General features: G+C 59.3%; 12 protein-coding genes. 10 read left to right on the plus strand and 2 right to left on the minus strand.

Features of this window, described 5'->3' with window-relative positions; genetic code table 11:
• Nucleotides 1-96: 96 nt before the first annotated feature.
• Nucleotides 97-2,304 carry a threonine--tRNA ligase gene (gene thrS, locus H1B37_RS06660; RefSeq protein WP_182865858.1) on the minus strand — a complete coding sequence of 736 codons (2,208 nt, stop codon included), beginning with the start codon at nt 2,302-2,304 and terminating at the stop codon, nt 97-99.
• 1,095 nt (nt 2,305-3,399) lie between these two features.
• On the opposite strand from thrS, the gene H1B37_RS06665 reads away from it, so the two are divergent.
• From H1B37_RS06665 to H1B37_RS06710, 10 genes are all read left to right on the plus strand, one after another.
• Nucleotides 3,400-4,395, plus strand: a complete 996-nt coding sequence (locus tag H1B37_RS06665; RefSeq protein WP_182865859.1) for an alpha/beta fold hydrolase — start codon at nt 3,400-3,402, stop codon at nt 4,393-4,395.
• A gap of 79 nt (nt 4,396-4,474) precedes the next feature.
• The gene (locus tag H1B37_RS06670; protein ID WP_182865860.1) at nt 4,475-5,077 is read left to right on the plus strand and encodes an RNA polymerase sigma factor; all 603 of its coding nucleotides are present in this window, start codon (nt 4,475-4,477) and stop codon (nt 5,075-5,077) included.
• Nucleotides 5,074-5,313 carry an anti-sigma factor gene (locus H1B37_RS06675; RefSeq protein ID WP_182865861.1) on the plus strand — a complete coding sequence of 80 codons (240 nt, stop codon included), beginning with the start codon at nt 5,074-5,076 and terminating at the stop codon, nt 5,311-5,313. Before H1B37_RS06670 ends, H1B37_RS06675 begins: the two co-directional genes overlap by 4 nt.
• Before the next feature lie 80 nt (nt 5,314-5,393).
• Nucleotides 5,394-5,669 (plus strand): hypothetical protein, encoded by a 276-nt coding sequence (locus tag H1B37_RS06680; RefSeq protein WP_182865862.1) that lies wholly within the window; start codon nt 5,394-5,396, stop codon nt 5,667-5,669.
• A gap of 556 nt (nt 5,670-6,225) precedes the next feature.
• Nucleotides 6,226-7,737 carry a polyphosphate:AMP phosphotransferase gene (gene pap / locus H1B37_RS06685; RefSeq protein ID WP_182865863.1) on the plus strand — a complete coding sequence of 504 codons (1,512 nt, stop codon included), beginning with the start codon at nt 6,226-6,228 and terminating at the stop codon, nt 7,735-7,737.
• A 373-nt stretch (nt 7,738-8,110) separates the two neighbouring features.
• On the plus strand, nt 8,111-10,939 hold the full coding sequence (locus H1B37_RS06690; protein WP_182865864.1) for a serine/threonine protein kinase: 2,829 nt from the start codon (nt 8,111-8,113) through the stop codon (nt 10,937-10,939).
• Between the two features lie 117 nt (nt 10,940-11,056).
• Complete coding sequence (locus H1B37_RS06695; protein WP_182865865.1) at nt 11,057-14,107, plus strand: dockerin type I domain-containing protein; 3,051 nt, start codon at nt 11,057-11,059, stop codon at nt 14,105-14,107.
• Nucleotides 14,108-14,241: 134 nt separating this feature from the next.
• Nucleotides 14,242-15,576, plus strand: coding sequence for an adenosylmethionine--8-amino-7-oxononanoate transaminase (locus H1B37_RS06700; RefSeq protein WP_182865866.1), 1,335 nt, complete (start codon nt 14,242-14,244; stop codon nt 15,574-15,576).
• Between the two features lie 96 nt (nt 15,577-15,672).
• Nucleotides 15,673-17,592 carry a PQQ-dependent sugar dehydrogenase gene (locus H1B37_RS06705; RefSeq protein ID WP_182865867.1) on the plus strand — a complete coding sequence of 640 codons (1,920 nt, stop codon included), beginning with the start codon at nt 15,673-15,675 and terminating at the stop codon, nt 17,590-17,592.
• Between the two features lie 683 nt (nt 17,593-18,275).
• Nucleotides 18,276-19,058: a PEP-CTERM sorting domain-containing protein gene (locus H1B37_RS06710; RefSeq protein ID WP_182865868.1), complete on the plus strand. Its 783-nt coding sequence runs from the start codon at nt 18,276-18,278 to the stop codon at nt 19,056-19,058.
• A 179-nt stretch (nt 19,059-19,237) separates the two neighbouring features.
• On the opposite strand, the gene H1B37_RS06715 is transcribed toward H1B37_RS06710, so the two are convergent.
• Nucleotides 19,238-20,131, minus strand: coding sequence for a hypothetical protein (locus H1B37_RS06715; protein WP_182865869.1), 894 nt, complete (start codon nt 20,129-20,131; stop codon nt 19,238-19,240).
• Nucleotides 20,132-20,491 lie beyond the last annotated feature (360 nt).

Here is a 20,491-nt window from a genome sequence, read left to right on the forward strand (position 1 = left end):
CCAGCCCAACCGATAACCAAGCTGCGGCGGTCACCCGGCAGGCAGCTTGCCCACCATTGCCCGTCGGCGTATTCCGCACCGCGGGCGCTGCACCCCCTACTTGGCCGTCACGGCCTGACGGACGGTGCGGTTGTTGACTTCGTCGGTCAGCCTGGCGATCGCCTGGGCGACGGGCATCGATCCGAGGTCGCCGTCGATCCGGTCGCGGAGTGCGATCTGGCCGGTCTCGGCTTCCTTCGGGCCGACGACGGCCATGTAGTTGACCAAGTCCAGTTGGGCGTTGCGGATCTTGGCTTGCACCTTTCCACCGGTCGAATCGACGGTCACCTTCAATCCCGCTTCGTCGAGCTGCTTGGCAACCTGAACGGCGTAGTCGATCGACTTGTCGCTCAGCGGCAGCACGCGAACCTGTTCGGGCGAAAGCCACATCGGGAACGCGCCGGCAAAGTGTTCGATCAGCATGCCGGTGAACCGCTCAAGCGAACCGAACGGCGCGCGGTGAATCATCACCGGACGATGCGCCGCGTTGTCCTTGCCGTTGTACTCCAGCTTGAACCGCTCGGGCAGGTTGTAGTCCAGCTGAACGGTGCCCAGCTGCCAGGAACGTCCGATGCAGTCACGGACCATGAAGTCCGCCTTGGGGCCATAGAACGCCGCTTCGCCGGGCTCCTCGTTGAACTCCATGCCGCTTTGTTCCAACACGCCACGCAGCGAGTTTTCCGCGGCGTCCCACTGCTGTTCGCTGCCGACGTACTTGCTGCTGTCGGGGTCGCGCAAGGAAAGCTGGACACGATAGTCATCCAAACCGACCGATTGCAGCACGAACTTGGTCAGTTCGATCGTCGCACGAAATTCGTCTTCGACTTGATCTTGGGTGCAGAAGATGTGCGCGTCGTCCTGGGTCAGCCCACGAACCCGCAACATGCCATTCAGTTCGCCGGTCTGTTCGTGTCGATAGACGGTTCCGAACTCGAACAACCGCAACGGCAGCTGACGATAGGATCGCGATTGTGCTTTGAAGATCTGGCAGTGGTGGGGGCAGTTCATCGGTTTCAGCAGATACCGCTCGTTGTTCAATTGCCACTCGTGCAGTACCTCGCGCTTTTGCTCGGCCGACATCGACGGCTTGTAATCGGGCAGCTCGACGCCCAGCACTTCGGCCGCCGCCATCAGTTTGTCTTCGCCGTCGGTATCGATGGTGCCGGCTTCCAGTCGATTGGCCCAGGCATCCAACAGCGCGCCGACTTCGCTGCCAAACAGCGGCGCGAATTGGCTGTCGCGGTAATACGGAAAGTGACCGCTGGTCTCGTACAATTCCACCCGACCGATGTGCGGACTGTAGACCGGGTCATAGCCGCGGCGGAGCAGTTCGCGGCGGAGGAAGTCTTCCAAGGTGACGCGCACCCGGGCGCCTTTGGGCAACCACAGGCACAGCCCCTGGCCGACTTCGGGGTTGATCGCGAACAGGCCGTGCTGCTTGCCCAACACACGGTGATCCCGGCGTTTGGCTTCTTCGATCTGTGCCAGGTAGGCCTTGAGTTCCTTTTTGTCAAAGAACGCGGTGCCATAAAGTCGCTGCAGCGGGCGATTGGACGTGTCGCCTTTCCAGTGCGACCCGGCGACGCTCATCAATTTGATCGCCTTGATCTTGCCGGCGTCGGGGATGTGGGGGCCACGGCACAAGTCGACGAATTCGCCTTGACGATAAAAACTGACGGTCGCTTGGTCGGCCAGCCCGGTGTCGATGTGTTCGACCTTTAGGTCCTGGTCCAGGTCATCGCACAGCTTTCTCGCCTCGTCGCGATCGAGCACGAACCGTTCGAACGGCTCTTTCTGTTTGATGATCGCCTTCATCTCGGCTTCGATCTTGGGGAAGTCGTCTTCGCTGATCGGGACGTCCAAATCGAAGTCGTAGTAGAAGCCGCCTTCGGTGGTCGGTCCGAAGGCCAGCGAGACGCCTTTGTAGAGCCGCATCACCGCGCGGGCCATGACGTGGGCGGCCGAGTGACGCAGCACATCGAGCGCGTCGCCGTCGCGGCTGGTCAACAGCCGCAGCGACAGCGGACCATCGGCGTCCAACTCGCCCAGCGGACGGTCGGCATCAACGATGCGTCCGTCGATTTCCGCCGCGATCACGCTGCGTGCCAATCCCTCGCTGATCCCGGTCGCGATGTCCATCGGCGTAGTGTGGCCGGGATGCTGGTGGGTGGTCCCATCGGGCAATTTCACGGTCACCGGGGCCAGGGGGGCGGCATCGGAAGCGACCGATGCGGCGGAAACGGGGCCAGGAGTGGATTGGCTCATTGTGTTTCAGTCAGAAAGATCGGGAATTCGGCGGCCCCTCCAAACGAAAGAGGAGGCCCTGTCATCCAGCGCCGCGGGCGATCGAAGTCGACGCCTGGACGACCGAAGCATACAGGGCAGGACAATCGAGGAAAATGGCAGGTTCGGGGCAAACGAAATAGCCGACGCACAGCGATTGCCCGAGGCCGAAAAACCGTGACCACCAGGCAAATGAACTCGGCGACAGACAGCCAACGCAGGTCACCGGATTCAAAAATGATCGTCGTTGGGAAGAGGGCTGGGAAGAGGATTGCCGAAGCGAATCGAACCGGAACGCAAATAGGGAATCGTCGAGCGTGGCAGGCCAATGGATCGGACGACCGACGGAGTGCCCCGCTTCGGTTCGTGAACGTTCACGCTCCCACGAACGCAACCGCGATTCTGAACGAAGTCTTGTTCGGATGCCATCGGCGACTGCTCGCCGCAACGTGATTTTTTCGTTGGCAATTCGTTTTCGCCCTGACCGCGCCGAGGCGAGTCGCGTCCGGCAGAACCGCACGCGGATGATCCAGTCCAAGCATACTCACGCCCCCGTTTCTGCACTGCGGTGAATCTGACCGCCGCGGCGTACTTGACACGTTTCGGCGCAGCGGGCGATGCAACCGACGCGCCGTCCGTTTTTAGTGTGTGTTGCACGAGTGGGCAACGAACGAGGGGCAAAACGATAGGGGCAAAACGACTTGCCCCTCGCGTTCGCTCCGGAATTCGCCTGACCGATCAATGCTTAACGGTCCGTCGGCGAAGAAAAAAGTTGGAAGTCTGATCGCCGGCCTTGGGGACCACAATCAACCCCACCGCACGGTCGTCGGCGTAGTTCGGGTGAGTCACGCTAGCTGTATATCGACCTTCCGGAAGACCATTTTTTTTGGACGCGGCAGTAAGAAGCCTCTCAGTCATCGCACCACTATTCGTGCCAACGGTTATGCCGCTCACAGCATCAGGACGCGCATTGCTCGATAGCTCATCAGCCCAAAACAACCACCCTCATACGAGAGAACCATGCAACGAAAGACGACCGCCTACTTCACTTTAACAATTCTGCTAGTGGGATCCATCATGACTGCCACAGCCAACGCTCAAAGCCCAAGCCCAAGCCCAAGCCCAAGCCCAAGCCCAAGCCCAAGCCCAAGCCCAAGCCCAAGCCCAGACGAGGCAAAACCCATCGAGTCGAAACCAAACCTGCCAGAAGTTCGATACGGGTATGAAACGGTGGACGGGATCAAAATCTTCTTTCGCGAAGCCGGCGATCCGGCCAGGCCCGCAATAGTGCTGCTGCATGGCTTCCCAACGTCATCACACATGTATCGCAACCTGATTCGTGACCTTTCGGACGCCTACTACTTGATCGCTCCAGACTACCCGGGCTTCGGAGAAAGCGATTCCCCTTCAGCAGACAAGTACGAATACACGTTTGACAATATCGCCCAAACGATGAACACGTTTCTTGAGCAGCGCAAGGTCTCCAACTACTCACTGTTCATCCAGGACTACGGTGCCCCCATCGGGTTTCGTATCGCAACGACTCACCCTGAGCGTGTGCAGACCTTGTTGGTTCAAAATGGAAACGCATACGAAGAAGGGATTGCTGAATCCGGCTGGGCTCCCATTATGAAGTATTGGAAAGACAAAACGCCGGAGAACGAACAAACGATTATCGACAACGTGTTTACGCTTGACGGAATGAAGTGGCAGTACACTCACGGGACCCGCAACCCCGACGGGATCTCGCCCGATAACTGGAATCTGGACTACATGAAAATTTCACGTCCAGGCCAGCATCAGGTCCAGCTTGGTTTGTTCTATGACTACCAGAACAACATCAAGCACTATCCTGCCTGGCAAAAGTATCTTCGAGACAATCAACCGCCCGTATTGATTGTCTGGGGCGAACACGACGCATATTTTCCCGTCCCAGGAGCCGAAGGGTATCGTCGCGACGTGAACGACGTCGACTACAACATCCTCAATACGGGGCATTTTGCACTGGAAGAAGAAGGTGTCTTTATTGCCAGGAAGGTTCGCCAGTTCCTGACCAAGCGTGGTATCAGGTAACATTGTTCGGACGGCAGAGTGCTGAGTAAGTTTGACCGCCGAGCGTTAGCCGCGGTTGTTGTCACGAGGGCATACGAAATTGGATGATTGGGTTGATAAATTGACCCGGGTCGGCCCGGAGCAGGACGCCGCGTTGGTTGAACTCGGCGAACTGCTGAAAGTGCGAGTGAAACGGGCATTCAAGAGTCGCCCTAAAGCAGATTCGTCGTTCGTCGATGACGTGGTTCAGGATTCATTGGCAACGATCCTTGCATCCATCCGCCAGTTTGACGGCGAAAGCAAATTCACTTCGTGGGCAACGACATTGGCGGTTCGTACCGCTTTGCGACAAATGAGACGACTCAATTGGCAGGACACTTCGCTGGATCAAATGCTCAGCCACAACCCCGCGAAGGTTGAATCGCGCAGCCCATCCGGCAGCGATCCCGCAGCAATCGCACTATCGAAACAAATGGTTGAATCCATGTACCGGATCATCAATTACGAACTGACAGACAAACAGCGTGAAGTGCTTTTGGCTCACCTGAATGGCATGCCGCAAGCCGAAATTGGCAGGCGAATGAACACTAGTCGCAACGCGGTCTACAAGTTGGGATTTGACGCTCGCAAACGATTGAGGGACGGCCTGATCGCAGCAGGGTATTCGGCGGAAGATCTCGAAGCAATTAAGGCAGCGCGATGAAGATCACAAAAGAACAGTTACGTGCGTTGCTCGGCTTCGTGGCCAAGACGGCCGACGAAGAAATATCCTGCCAGACCTGCGAAGACCAACTGAGCCGATTCGCAGAAGCCCAACTGACTGGCGATGGAGTTCCGGGAGCGTTGCAGGCGATCCAAAAGCACCTGGAAATCTGCCCCGAGTGTACCGAAGAGCTTGAATACATTTGCGAGGCCCTTAACGACGACCTCTGTGATTAAGAAGCCGCCCCCATCACCCAGTCGTTCGTGACAGAATCAATGTCGTCTTTCGCTCCGCGAAAGTAACGCGAAATGATTCGATGACGCAGCTTTCGCGGAGCGAAAGTCGACTGTCCATTTCACTTGAACAACCGGAGCAGCCGTCCAACAGCTGCCACGAGTATCCCAGAGCGGCCACAAAATCCCCGGTCGAAATTGATCATCATCATGCCGGGCGCGGGGGGAGCGGGCGGCACGTTCTTGCGAAAAATGTTCCGCAGGAACTGGGACACGTTCTCGTCAAGCACTGTATCCGCAACGCCCGGCTGACGGTTGAAGTGAACGATGTACTAGTCGCTGCCGAGGATCTCTTCTAAAAATCATTGAGCGACAGAACTGAGGAAGTCGGGCTCGTGTTGATTGCTGCACTGCGAACCGGTCTGCAGACACGGTCGTTCCGTTCAAGAAGCGGAGAAGCGATTGGGGGATTCCAGATTGTACACTAGTGCCGCGGATTTGCCGCGTGCCTCTTCTCCCGACGAGACGCCTGAAAAGAGTCCATCCCCAGTGCGGAGGAACGGATCGATGAGCTTGGCGAGCACGAAGCGGTCGAGCACGAGGCGAAAGCGGCCTGTTGATTTAATCGAAATGAACCATCTAACGATTAGCCGACGGGCGCAAGCCCCGGGTTTGTGGCGGCGAGATAAAGATTGGCCGCCCCGCTCACCCCTTTTTCCGCCGAAACGTCACTGTGACGACGAAGCAGTGGGTGCGAACACCGGCCCGGACGGACACGTGGAAGCGGCAAGCGGTTTCGGTTAGGCTTGGCCGTCCACGGGTTATCAAAAGCTCGATCGATTACCGCTTGAAACCGGAAAACGATTCTCGACGAACTTACAGCGGTTTTCAAGCAGCGGCTTTCAAGGAGCAGTCATGTTCGACGCAGCGGAACTGGGTCAGCGCGTGAGCCAGCGCGAATTCAAGGAACGGGAGGTCCAACTGCGGACCAAGCTGCTGACGTTGCAGTACCGCACGCACGAACTGGCACGGTTCCCCGTCTTGATCGACTTTGCCGGCGTCGAGGGCGCCGGCAAGGCCACCACGATCAACATGCTGAACATGTGGATGGACCCGCGGTTCATCCGCACGATCGGTTACCAGCAACCGACGCATACCGAAATGGCCCGGCCGCGGTTTTGGCGTTACTGGCGCGACATGCCGCCCAAAGGCGGCATCGGCCTGTTTCTAAGCGGCCGTTATTCTCGCCCGTTACTGGGCAGGGTTTACGACCACATCGACGAGCGGGAATTCGACAATCGTCTTTCGGAAATCATCCGCTTTGAAAACACGCTCGTCGACGACGGTGCCTTGATCCTGAAATTCTGGATGCACCTCGGCAGAACACAGCAAGAGGAGCGTCTGAAGGAACTCGAGGCCGATCCGCTAAGGAGTTACCAGGTCAGCGAGGAAGACTGGAACAACCATGAACACTATGACGATTTTATCGCGGCCGCCGAGCAGTTGATCACACGGACCAATCGCGGCGCCGCGTCATGGCACATCGTCGAAGGCGGCAACGAGAACTTTCGGCACCTTCGTGTCGGCGAAATCATCGCCGCCGAACTGGCCCGTCACTTGGACGCCCAGGAGCGGAAGGCGGCCGACCCGCATGAACCGACCCGCGTCGCCAGCCCTGACATGCCCAAGGTCGATACCGTTTTCGATGCACTGAATCTGTCGCTCTCGGTGCCGAAGTCGGACTACAAGAAAACGGTTCCCGCCGTCCAAGCCCGACTCGGCGAACTCGGTCGCAAGGCACAGGCCGAAGGGCAATCGACCGTGCTGGTTTTCGAAGGCCCCGATGCCGGCGGCAAGGGAGGCGCGATCCGTCGCACGGTCTGGAGTCTGGATGCCCGTACCTACCGGGTCTTTCAGTTCGCCGCGCCGACCGAAGAGGAACGGGCGCACCACTACCTGTGGCGTTTTTGGCGTCATCTGCCACTTGCGGGAAATGTTTCGGTGTTCGATCGAAGCTGGTACGGACGAGTGCTGGTCGAACGCGCCGAGGGATTCGCCACCGAAGACGAATGGCGGCGGGCTTACAACGAAATCAACGACTTCGAACGTCAAATCGTCGACCACGGCGTCCTGCTGCTGAAATTCTGGATGCACATTGACAAGGACGAACAGCTAAAACGCTTTAAAAAGCGTGAAAAATCACCCTACAAGCACTGGAAGCTGACCGAAGAGGATTGGCGCAACCGCGAACTGTGGGAAGCCTACAAACAGTACGGTCAGGACATCATCCAGTACACGAGCACCAAAAAAGCCCCCTGGATCCTGGTCGAGGCGAACAACAAACCGCATGCCCGCCTCAAGGTCCTGCAAACGGTGATCGATCACCTGCAGGAAAAACTGGACGGAACGGCCGATCGGCCCGTGTGAGGGGGAGGGGCGCGCAGTCGCCGTCCTCTCCGAGGTCGGCGCCGGAAAACGCCTCGCTTTTTCGATCCGCCGAGTTCGGAGCACGCGACGACGCTCGGAACGAAGCGTCAATTCGAGAATTGAGTAGCGGTCGACCACCTGCTGGATAGCGTCACTTGGCCGTAGCTACGCTCGCCAGCGCGTGGGATGCACGGGGGATCCACCTTCTGGCGAAGGTAGCTACGTTCGCACGGCGATTTCTGTCGCCCCATGCCCCGGTGCGGTCCCGGCGCGGGAAACGTGTATACTAGGGATCCCGTGTCGTTCGCCGATGCAGCGAGTCGGACTCGACTTTTCTGATTTCCTTTCACCGCTCAGGTCGTAATTTCCAGCGATGACGTCGCCCGGCATCCAACACGACTTTCTGGATCCGCCGAAAGATTCGGAGGACCATCTCGGCACGCTCGGCCATTACCGCGTGCTCTGCGAACTCGGCAAGGGCGGCATGGGATACGTGTTTCTGGCCGAGGACATTCGGCTCAAACGCCAAGTCGCGTTGAAGGTGATGAACAAGAAAATCGCCAGCACGCCGGGCAGCCGAAAACGGTTTATCAGCGAAGCCCGAGCGATGGCGGCGGTGCACCACGACAACGTTGCCACCATCTTTGAAGTCGGCGAGCATAAGGGCACGCCCTTCATGGCGATGGAGTTGCTGCAAGGGGCGACGCTGGAGAATTACCAACAGCTTCACGGCAAACCCGACTACCAGCAGATCATCGCCTATGCCCGCGACATCGCCCGGGGACTGGACGCGGCGCACAAACAGGGGATCGTCCACCGCGACATCAAACCGGCCAACATCTGGTTGGACACCAAAACCAACCGCATCAAGATTCTGGATTTCGGTCTGGCACTCGCCTCCACTCCCGTCGACCAACTTTCCGGACGGGGCGCGGTCGTGGGCACTCCCGGCTATTTGTCGCCCGAGCAGGCGCGGAGCGAACCGCTGGACGACCGCAGCGATTTGTATTCCGCCGGCGTCGTGTTGTACGAAATGGCGACCGGGAAACTGCCGCTGAAATCCAAGACGGTCGCCGAACAGTTGATCGCAATTTTGGCCCATGCCCCCAAGCCGCTGATCGAACGCAACAGCGACATCCCCCAACCGCTGGCCGACCTGATCCATCGGCTGATGGCCAAAGAACCGCGCGATCGCTACGCCAGCGCCGCGGATCTGGAAAAGGCGCTCGACGAAGTGGAAGTCGAATGCGAAAAGAAATCCGAGGTGGCCCAGGCGATCAGCCAGTTGCAACTGGGGCTGGAACAAGCGGTCAACAAAAAGAATCGTGACGGATCCGAGGGCGCCGATTGGGGCATTTCCGAAGAAGCACCGCCCAACCCCTTTGAAAGTCTGCCCGACGTGCTCGCCGCCGCGACTCCGCTGGCCGGCGATGTGGGTTCCTCGGGCGCCCACCCCGCCGTCACCGTGCCACAAACCGCAGCGGCGCAGGGTCCCTTGGGACAGGGACCGATGGGATCGGGCACGTTTGCCGCCGCCAACACCGCAGCGAAACCGAAACCCGCCGCCGAATCGGCCGCCACCACCAATTCGAAACTCATCTGGATCACCGTCGGCGTCGTCGCCGTGCTGCTGTTGGTGCTGATCCCGACCATCGTCTACATCAGCGACTCCAGCGCGATCGCCCGCCAGCAACAAGAAGAAGCGGTCTATGTCGCCGCGGCACCGGCAGCTGAACCGGCGCCGTCACGCGCGTCCAACACGCCCAACGAACCCTCGCGCCCGCAGCCCTCCAAACAACAATCCGGCCCACCCCAAAAGGACACCCCGCCGGCCCAGCCCCCCTTGCCGCCGGCCACCGAAGTCAAAGCCAACGTAGTCAAGGGCGTCGGCGGACCGGGATTCAAATGGCTGCTCAGCCACACGAAAAACAATGGCTCGTTTGAACAGGGCGATCCGGCATCCGGACCACTGAAACTCAAGCACTGGACGGCCACGCTTTCGGGCAAGGACGGCGGCTGGAAGCGAAACCCCAACGCGCAGAACGAGCAAGCGAAGACGTACGCGTATGCCGGGGCGAAAAGCGAACTGGTCTTGGTCAGCGACACGTTTGATCATCAGACCAAGGCCGGCGATGCGTTCCGAATCAGCATCAACACAGGTGGCCAAGGGCCGGGCGCGAGCGACTACCGTGTCGTGCTGGGTTTTAAAGACAAGTCGGGACCGCCGATCCGCTATCAGTTGGCCGAGTTTTCCAGCAACGAGAACTGGAACGGCGGAAAACCGAAAAAAGCGATCTTCGAATACGCCGTGGACTCGGACGTCGCCGGTAAAGCTCCTTACGTCGAATTGACGATCTCAAACAAAGCCTCAAAGCGCAAACTCGGCATGCTGGATCGCGTCGTCGTGACCGTCCGCAATCAGGCCAACGTGGCCTCCAAACCGACCGGTCCGCCGCCGGGCGACAAACCTTCGATTTCCACACCGGCCGAAAAACCGACCCCCGATCCGGCGATGGCGAAGTCGCCCCCGAAATCCACTCCGCCCGGCCCGCCAGAACCTGCCCCCAAACCGGCCCCGCCAGCGGAGGCACCCTCGCTTCGCACCGTCGCGATCAAGACATCCGACAACAATGGCGCCGACGCCACGGTCAAACGCGGCGGAGGATTCAATGATCCGCAAGGCGAAAAACCGGTCCTGTACATTCAGACCCGAAGCGGCGTCCAAGTGCAACACATTTACGCCCGGTTTTGGATACAGACGTTGCGAGCTGACCAGGGCGGAGCGCAAGCAAACAACCGCAATCGTGGGGGCAACAAAAAACAGGAACCGCTACCGGTCGAGACCGCGGAGTTGAGCCTGACACTCGCCGGGACCAAACGCGACCCCAATGCATCCATCCGCGTGTACGGATTGAGCGATCCGATCAGCGACGTTTGGCCAGAAACCAAGATCGTTTGGGGCAATTCGTTGTCCGAGAAAGGACTGGAGCAATTGCCTTTACTGGCTGAACAAAAGGTCGGACGCAGCACCGAACGGTTGCTGATCTCCAGCGATGCGTTGGCCAAATTCATCGCCCAGGCCAGCCATCGCTCCGTGACCCTGATCCTGACCGGTTCGGTCGGCGACGAAATCGTCACCTTCGCGTCCAAGGAGGACGGATCATCGGAACCACCGACGCTGATCTTGGGACTTCGCCAGTGAGTTGCAGCGTTGAATCGGCAGGTGAGCAATTAGGATGGTGGCGGAACCTTTTGCCGGTCCCGCTCATCTGAACCCTCAACGCATCCGTCCACTCTCCGATTCCTCTCGGATTCCACCATGAATTCGCGAAGCTTCCGGCTCGAATCCCTCGAACCCCGTCAGCTGCTTGCCGGCGATGTCTGCTTGGCCAGTGATCCGGTCGAGCGGATTGGTGCCGACCAGCCGCCCCCTCCTGTGGCCGGAATGATTGCACCGGCTGGTCTTTCGGCCGTGGCCGACACCCCACCGAGTGTCCTGGGCGGGGCAACCAACCAGCTGCCGTTCATCCTGCCGGTTTTTGGGACGGACCTGTTGGCCGAAGACGGAAACCTGGTGGCTGCGGTCCGCAACGACGCGTTGTCGGGTGTCGTGGAAGATGCACAAGCACCGGCGACGCTGCACCTGTTCAATCGCCAAGACGACAACAGCCTCGCCGAAGCGGTCGCGATCGACCTGCAGTTTTCGCCCGCCAACGTCATTCTGACCGACCAGTTGGTGATCGCGATCGGTCCGTCGCCGCGCGGCGATTCGACCGGCGCAACGGATCTGCAAACCGTGTTGCTGGTCGTCTCGCGCGATGATTTTGCCGACCGATCCACCGTCCGGCTCGACGGCGGACTGGCGGGCGTCGCCCACCGCGACGACCGGTTATTCGTTTCGACCTCCCAGCCGCTCAATGTTCCGCCGCAACCGTTTCTGCCGCCGCCGGTCCGCGTCACGGTCTATGATGTCGACGGCGACTCGATCTCACCCATTGCCGCCGGCCAGCTCGCCCACCCGGTCACGGACAACATGGTCGTCGGAGACGACTTGCTGGTTGTCGAACAGATGATCCAAACCGAAACGAGCGACGAGAACGGCCCGGCGGGCGTGACCGGATTGTCCTACACGCCCGACGAGTCGCCTCACTTCCTGGTGCGATACCGCATCGTCGACGACAGCATCGTCAAAATTGCCTCGCTGCAGTTGACGGCGGACTCGGACCTGCAAGCAGAGATTTCCGAGGACGGACAGACGGCGGTGGTTTTTGGACAGCATCAACGCCTGCTGTTTCCCGCAGTCGTTGACGGCCCGCAAGCGGGATTCTCGGTCGCGCTGATCGATTTGTCCGACGATCAACCGCAACGGTTCCAATCCGTCCCGGTCGCGACACGTAACAGCCAAGTCAAGGTCGAAATAGGCGAGCATGCGGTGGTCGTCGCCGACGGCCGGAACAGTCTGTTGGTCGTTGACACCGACCCGTCGATCGACATCGATGCCGAAAGCCGCGTCACGCGAATCGAATTGCCGGGGATTCCCAACCAGACCTTTCCCGGCATCACCGACGTGACCGAATTGACGCCGGACCGGTATGCGATCGTTCGGCAATCGTACACCACCCGCTTTGATGGAGACGCCGCGGTCGAGCACCGGGAAGCGGAGTTGCTGACGCTTTCGCTGGAGGATCATTCGATCGTCACCGACGACATTCCCAGCAATGCGGCGTTGGCCATTTTCTCCCCCTCGTCATCCGTTCCGACCCTGGTCCGACTCGGCCCCGAACAGATCGCCCACCAAGCGAAACAGATCGTCGTCGGCGACATCGACGATTCGGGCCATTTCCACCAGCGGGCCACGATCGAACTTTCCCATGTCTTAGAAATCGACGTCGACGAAAACCGCTTGCTGTTGCGACACATCGACCAGCTCACGGAATACCGCTGGGACGACCTCGATCACACGATCGTCACGCCGCTGGGCGAACCGCTGCCAGCCCCCAACGCCGTCGATGACGTTTTCCGACGCAACTCCGACGCGCGCGACCGTTACTTGGACGTGTTGGAAAACGACCACGTCGTCAACGCCCTGGGCGACGCCCGGATCGCGGAACTGATCGACGCCCCGGCCGGCGTGCAGATCGCGACCGGCGGAAACGTGCTGCGTCTGACCGACGAAGCCTTGGGCAGCGAAGGGACGTTTGAATTTCAGTACGTCCTGCAACAAGGCTCCCGGCGTGCTACCGCGACCGTCACGTTGACCCTGTACCGATTCGACGACGCCGACGTTCGCCGCGCCGTCCAGCAGATCGTGGCCCAGACCGCCGAAGACCTTGGCGTCGGCGAGTCCGAGGTTCGAGTTTCTTCCCAGCGGCGATTTACCGACGTCCCGATGCCGATCCATCACAGCGACCGAATCGAAAACCCACTGGGCGGACAGTTCGGCGTCGTCGTGGACGTGGCAGTCGGCGACCAACTGTATCGTTACGCGGCAAACTTCGAAGGCGACGTGGCGCAGCTGAGCAGCCGGCAACTCGATCAGGTCATGCAACTGGGTTTGAAAGCGACCGACGCCGAAGGTCACACGATCGAATCGATCCGAACCGGCGACGAGTTTTTTCTGGAAGTGACCGCGCGGGATTTGCGCGAATTCGGCTTCGGCGTTTTTGCCGTCGCGTTTGATCTTCCGCTGCCGGTCAACCAACTCGAAGCGACCGGCGAGGTCGTCCTGCTGGGCAAGTTCGATGACTTTGGCGATCCGGTCACCGCGTCCGGCATCGACGAATTCCACGCCTTGGAAGCCTTGATCGAACATCCCGGCAGCGAACCGCAAGCCGTGGTCCGATTTGGCGTCCGCGCGATCGCCGGCGGTGAAGTCACGCTCCGGCTCGACCCGGCCGAATCACGCGGTGCCGAACTGTTGCTGCGTGGCCGTGATGATGAGGTGTCGCCGCTGGAAGTGATCTTCGGTTCGCTGACAATCGACATCGACGGCATCCAACCGACCGACACCGACGCCAGCGGCGCGGTCACCCCTTCAGACGCCCTCCGCGTGATCAACTTCCTGGGCATCTACGGCGCCGTCGATGTGGATGATCTGCCCGCCCTGGCCGACGCAGCCGAGGCGGAGGACACGGAGCGGCAACTGCGATCGATGCAACGCCTGGACACCAACGCCGACGGGCTGATCAGCGCCCGCGACGCATTGAACGTGATCAACGATCTGGCGCGTCTGTTCCGAAACGAGGATGATGCCGCCGAAGTCGAATCGGACGCGACGATGGGATCGGTCGACGCCGCACTGGCCAGCGACTTCCTCGCCGGCGACTTCTTGTCCGATGACGACGATGAGAGGTTCCCGGCGCTTGGCTAGACGCCGTGGGATAGGCTTCCAGCCTGTCATCAACGCAACCTGTCGGTTAGGCTTCCGTCTCGCCTTCCGATGCCGGTACCTATCAATCCAAGCTGTGGCAGAGCACCAGAATCCTGTCCCCCCGCACAACCTAAATGCCTGTCCCACAATCCTCCATCGAGGTCCTTTCCATCGATTCCTTCCCCGGCAAGATCCCCGAGTGGCAACAGCGGGGTTACCAACATCTGTGGATGCCGTATTGCCAAATGAAAACGGCGCCGATGCCGCTGGCGATCGAGCGGACCGAGGGCGTCTACTTGCACCTTTCGGATGGACGGCGGCTGATCGATGGCTTGGCGTCCTGGTGGTCGGCCTGCCACGGGTATAACCATCCACACGTGGTCGATGCGATGCACCGGCAACTGGACACCATGCCGCATGTGATGTTCGGGGGGATCAATCATGAACCGGCGCTGACGCTGGCTGATCGCCTGGCCGGGATGCTTCCCGGAGATCTCAATCGTGTGTTCTTTTGTGACTCCGGATCCGTCGCGGTCGAAGTGGCCATGAAGATGGCGATTCAATTTCACCGCAACCGTGGCGAGCACGGCCGCACGCGGTTTCTGTCGTTCGCCAATGCTTACCACGGCGACACCACCGGTGCGATGTCGTTGTGTGATCCCGATCGCAGCATGCACGCGCGGTTCGAGGGGGCGTTGTTGCAGCAGTTCAACGTGGACATCCCCCGCGACGATGCCTCGCTGGAACGTTTGCGATCACTGCTGGACCGTCACGGCGATCAATTCGCCGGCGTGTTCATCGAACCACTGGTCCAGGGCGCCGGCGGGATGCGATTCCATTCGGCCGACGTGCTTCGCTCGATCGCCCAAGCCTGCCGCGAGAACGACGTGCTGTTGATCGCCGACGAACTGGCGACCGGGTTCGGACGCACCGGCACGCTGTTCGCGATCGAGCAGGCGGACATCGTTCCCGATATGATCTGCCTGGGCAAAGCACTCTCGGCGGGAATGATCGGCATGGCCGCCACGGTGGCCCGCGACCGAGTTTTCGAGGCATTTTGGTCCGACGACGCGGCCAAAGCGTTGATGCACGGCCCGACCTTCATGGCCAACCCTTTGGCCTGTGCCGCCGCCGGCGCCTCGCTGGATCTGTTCGAGCGGGAACCGCGATTGGACCAGGCCCGGAGCATCGAATCCACCCTCAGCGAGTTGTTGGCACCGTGCCGCGAAATCGATCGGGTGGTCGATGTTCGGGTCAAGGGAGCGATCGGGGTGATCCAAGTCGATTCGCTCGATCACGTCGACCGTCTGCGTGATTTGTTCGTCCGCCAAGGCGTTTTCATCCGCCCCTTTGGGGACTGCATCTACACCACACCCCCGCTGGTGATTTCGAGCGGCGAATTGGAACAAATCGGCGAGACGATGGTTTCCGCAACGGCTGAGTGGGCCCGCTGGCCCCGCGAGAGTTGACAAATTCACACGGTCCGTTGTTGTTGGCGGCCTTTTTTCGGGAAATAATGGTCGCCCCTGCCCACCTTACCTCCTATCCCTGATCGGTATCATTGCATGTTGTTATTGAAATCTGTCGGCAAATGTGTCGTCGCGTTTGCCCTGGCCTGTCTGGTCGGCGTCCCGAGTTCCGCATGGGCGGAAACGGGCGTGAACCAATTGAGCGAAGCCGAAAAACGCAGCGGTTGGAAATTGCTGTTTGACGGAGAATCCGCCGACGCGTGGCGGAATTACCAAAAGGACGCGATCAGCGACGGCTGGAAAGTCGTCGACGGCGCCCTGGTTCGCAGCGCAAAAGGTGCCGGCGACATCATCACCAAAGAGAAGTTCGACGCCTTCGAAATGTTGATCGACTACAAGATCAGCCCCGAAGGCAACAGCGGGTTGATGTTCCACGTCACCGAAGACAACCCCAAACCCTGGCACAGCGGCCCGGAGATTCAAATCCAAGACAACGTCGACGGTCACGACCCACAAAAAGCGGGTTGGTTGTACCAGTTGTACAAACCCGCGGCGCCGCGTTGGTCGGCCAACCAAGGCCCCGTCGACGCCTCGCGTCCGGCCGGTCAGTGGAACCAGATCTACGTGCGGATCGCCCCCCAAGGCTGTGAAGTCTGCCTGAACGGCGTGCGTTACTACACCTTCAAAATCGGCAACAAGGATTGGAACGCACGCGTCGCGGAAAGCAAGTTTTCCAAGTTCCCCTCGTTTGGCAAAGCCGGCAGCGGGCACATCTGTCTGCAAGACCACGGTGACGAAGTCGCGTTTCGCAACATCAAAGTGCGTCGCATCGACGCCGACGGCAGCGTCCCCCAACCGATCGACGGCAAGCTTGACCTGAAAGGCGAACTCGCGTTTCCGAATCTGGAACTCGATCAATGGCAAGCTGTCGACGACGAGGGCAAGATTCGTCCGCTACGGATCCTGGAACTGACCTACCCGCGCGACGGATCCAACCGCGTGTTCATCGCCTCGCAGGACGGCCGGATCTGGACATTCGAAAATGATCCCGCAACGGTCAAGTCGCATCTGGTGATGGACATGCGCCGCGAAGTCGCCGACTGGATAAACAGCGGCGGTAACGAACAAGGGCTGCTCGGTCTGGCGATGCATCCCGATTTCAAAAACAACCAAACGTTCTACGTCTATTACTCCGACGCCGACAACAATCGTTCGGTCGTCAGCGAGTTTCGGATGTCGACCGTCGATGCGAACACGGCCGACGCCGCCACCGAGCGGATCGTGATGGAGATTCCTCAACCGTATAAGAACCACAACGGCGGCAGCATCGAATTCGGCCCCGACGGATACCTGTACATCGGACTCGGCGACGGCGGCGATCGCAACGACCCGAAGGCCTCCGGCCAGGACCGCTCGCAACTGCTCGGTTCAATTCTACGGATCGATGTTGACAATCCCTCGGGCGACAAAGGCTATGGCATCCCCGCCGACAATCCCTTTGTAAAAACCCCTGATGCCCGACCGGAAATCTATGCCTATGGCATTCGCAACCCCTGGCGATTGGCGTTCGACCGCGAGACGGGCGAGCTGTGGATCGGCGACGTCGGCCAGGAGTTGTGGGAAGAAGTCAACGTGATCACCAAGGGCGGCAACTATGGCTGGAGCAATCGCGAAGGCACCAACAGCTTCGGCAACCGCCCGCCGGTCCCCGGCGTCAGTGATCCGATCGATCCGGTCTGGCAATACGACCACCGCATCGGCCGCTCGATCACCGGCGGACGCGTTTACCGCAACCAGCGGCTGCCCGAACTCAATGGCAAGTACCTGTATGCCGACTACGTCACCGGAGTCGTCTGGGCCTTGTCGTTTGATCCGGAAACCAAACGCGCCACCGCCAACGAGCAGGTGATTCCCGAAGGCGTCCAAGTGCTCGGCTTTGGCGAAGATCAAAACGGTGAAATCTACTACTTCACCGAAAACACGCGCGGCGAGTGCATCTATCGCTTCGCCAAGTAAGCGGAGTCATCATCGTCGATTGGGTCGAGTTCTACTGTTGTTGGAACGTCATTTCAATGACAGACAGGACTCGACAACCGATCCCAAACTCGCTCCCTCGGGGAGAGACGGCGTTTGCGCAGCAAGCAAACACCAGAGAGGGCCAACGAAACCCGAAAGTCTTGGCGACTTCCGCTATGATCAATTCCGTCAATTAGACAATCGACGTTCCTCGAACGTCGGAACTGAGACCGAAGAATCATCGCCGAAGGAAATGGCAGAATGATTCGGGGCAGAATGATTGTCGAAAACGAAGACAGCGTGGCCGTTGGCAGTGACCTGCCGGCGGCCACGCTTTTTCATTCCCCGACGCCTGTCCGTTCGATCTCTTGAAATCGAGATCAAGATCACCCGACCGGCGAGTGCACCGTGTGACTCGGATGCGGTGCGGATGGTTGATCTTCCCGGCGTTGGATCGTCATCTTCAACGCCATTCCATCGAGGCATCTTGTTCCGCCCGACGCCCCCATTTTTGTGAGTAACCTTCTGCAGCAAGAGTGATTGTCGCCGCAAGCTTGTTGGTTTATGGCGGAGAAAAAGATTTGATGAAGCCGGTAGAAACGCGGCGCGAACGCGCGCATTCGGCCTGGAGATCAGTACAGTATCGCTTCTCTCTCCCCCACCCACCTCAAGAAGGAATCCTCATGACAAAGACGACGGTCGCGTTTCTCGTATTGTGTTCGGCAATGTGTGCCACGAGCGCCAGTGCCGGCACCATCTACGATGGCACTGTGACAAACAACGTGATTTTCGGCAGCGGGAATCTGAACGGAAGTTGGACGATCGACCAGAACAACGGCGTTGAACTTGGTTTGAGAGCCAAGGTTCGTTTCGATGACAACAACCAACCACAAAACATTTTCAACAGCAACGGAGCGGGCGTTTACACATTCGATCCAGGCCAACCGTCACCTGGTTTCGGATTTGCCCCGAATTCATCGAGTTCGGCGAAGTGGAACTTCGAGTGGTCGATCAACTCGGACTACCTTGCCAGCAGCGGGAGCAACCTTAGTGACTTGAATTACTTGCTGGAAATTGATTTTGATCCATCGATCGGCACGAACTTCCAGGCGTTTGACCCGATCAACGTCCCTGACCCCGACTACGCCGATCACGCAATCGGCGATAACTCGACGGTCAACGGTGGCGGAACGAGTGCTGGAAATCGAGCCGATTACCTGACGTTGATCGGTGCGAACAACCTGGCGCAAAACTCTTGGAACATGGAGTTCTTTGACAGCGCGAGCTTCCCGTTCAATTCCAATCAAAGCGGCATCTATGAGATCCGACTCTCCGCCTTTGATGCAGGGGGATCGCAACTCGCGCAAACATCCATCACGGTCAGCACGGTTCCGGAACCGTCCACCATGCTCAGCTTTGCCTGCGTCGGACTGTTTTCCATGGGCATGCGTCGTCGACGTCGCTAATTCGCACCAGCGTGTCAAGCAACCTGACCGGATCGTCGCCGCCCATCTTCGATTCATACGAATCGAACGCGGACGAAATGGCAGAATGATTCGGGGCAGAATGATTGTCGAAAACGAAGACAGCGTGGCCGTTGGCAATGATTTGCCGGCGGCCACGCTTTTTCATTGAGTGATGTCGGTCAACTTGATCCTTTGAAGTAGAGATCCAGGTCGACCCAACCGGCCAACACCCGAGGCGGCTTGGCGGTTTTGGGGCTGGTCAATTTTCCGGTGGTCGGATCGTAGTCGCGGATGAGTGTGCGGCCGGTGTATCCGGAATCACCTTGGCCGAAGTCGGCGGTCTTCCACTTAGTATCAGAGACATATTCCAAGAACACACCGACGTGACCGATCCCATCGGTCTCGTGATGGGTCGCCCCCTTCTTGAGCAGAGCAAAGATGTCACCGGGGATCGGGCGTTTCTTACTGTCGGCGGCACTGATCCACGCGCCAAGCTTCCTCCCGCGGTCGCGAACTTGGTAGGTTCCGGTGAGAGAATTTTTCTTCAGCCAGGGAAGCAGTTTCTTACCCGTGTGCCCTTTTTCTTTTGCGATCTCGGCACTCACGATCCCCGGCAGGATCAGACAGTTGGTGTAGCCAGGTTTGCTGCTCTTTCCGCCAAGTCCACTCTCGCCGCCGGTCAGGTCGTTGTACTTGGTCGTCCCGTAGTTGACATCGGATTTGAACTCTGTATTGAGCCATGTGACCAACTTCTGCCTTCTGGGACTGAGCTGTTTGCTTTGATTCGGCGGCGGTGTGACGAGTGTCCATTGGATTTCGCGTTGTTTCAGCGATGCGTCCTCGGGATCGAACAGCCTACCCGAACCGTCGCCGCGACTCTTGTCGGCCAGACCACGCGGGGCGTCCCACAGCACCGCGATATTACGTCCTTTGCCGCCGGGTTTGTCCCATAGCCAAACGACGTTCCAGTCCTTGACCTCAAACGAACCGACACGCGACCGCGTCACCCGTTTCCACCCCATCGAGGCCGAATCGTCGACTCTCCAAGTCTTTGAGCCCCAATTCAGCGTCACCTGAGCGTTCCCGAGCGCCCCGTTTCCCCGATTAAGGATTCTAACTACAAGTTTCATCGCTCGGGCCCTCTGGTCTTGTGTACATGACAGCCATCACACGTCGCGCCGACGCATCGACCGCCTGTTGGCTGTTATTGCAACGATCACCTGAGTTCATGTTAGCGGTTCGAAGAACGTGCGCCGAATGTTTGGCTGACGAGCAATGACTCAAGCAATCCCATCCTCCCTGGCACGTCGGAGATGCGTGCGGGGCGCGGCTTTCTCCGGGAATCGCTGGCCAATGCGAATTTCCGCGACGAGTCCTTCTCCGCTGCTTGGACATGAGCGTCACCGAGCAGGATATGATGAAAACCACGGCGT

It is taken from the genome of Stieleria mannarensis, assembly GCF_014154935.1.
In the GTDB taxonomy this organism is placed as follows: Bacteria; Planctomycetota; Planctomycetia; order Pirellulales; family Pirellulaceae; genus Stieleria; species Stieleria mannarensis.

Bases quoted from the DNA above. Each gene is read 5' to 3' on its own strand.
- H1B37_RS06690 (WP_182865864.1), top strand. From the start codon at position 8,111: ATGACGTCGCCCGGCATCCAACACGACTTTCTGGATCCGCCGAAAGAT.
- H1B37_RS06680 (WP_182865862.1), top strand. From the start codon at position 5,394: ATGACGCAGCTTTCGCGGAGCGAAAGTCGACTGTCCATTTCACTTGAA.
- H1B37_RS06675 (WP_182865861.1), top strand. From the start codon at position 5,074: ATGAAGATCACAAAAGAACAGTTACGTGCGTTGCTCGGCTTCGTGGCC.
- H1B37_RS06665 (WP_182865859.1), top strand. From the start codon at position 3,400: ATGACTGCCACAGCCAACGCTCAAAGCCCAAGCCCAAGCCCAAGCCCA.
- H1B37_RS06705 (WP_182865867.1), top strand. From the start codon at position 15,673: ATGTTGTTATTGAAATCTGTCGGCAAATGTGTCGTCGCGTTTGCCCTG.
- H1B37_RS06710 (WP_182865868.1), top strand. From the start codon at position 18,276: ATGACAAAGACGACGGTCGCGTTTCTCGTATTGTGTTCGGCAATGTGT.
- thrS (WP_182865858.1), bottom strand. From the start codon at position 2,304: ATGAGCCAATCCACTCCTGGCCCCGTTTCCGCCGCATCGGTCGCTTCC.
- pap (WP_182865863.1), top strand. From the start codon at position 6,226: ATGTTCGACGCAGCGGAACTGGGTCAGCGCGTGAGCCAGCGCGAATTC.
- H1B37_RS06695 (WP_182865865.1), top strand. From the start codon at position 11,057: ATGAATTCGCGAAGCTTCCGGCTCGAATCCCTCGAACCCCGTCAGCTG.
- H1B37_RS06700 (WP_182865866.1), top strand. From the start codon at position 14,242: ATGCCTGTCCCACAATCCTCCATCGAGGTCCTTTCCATCGATTCCTTC.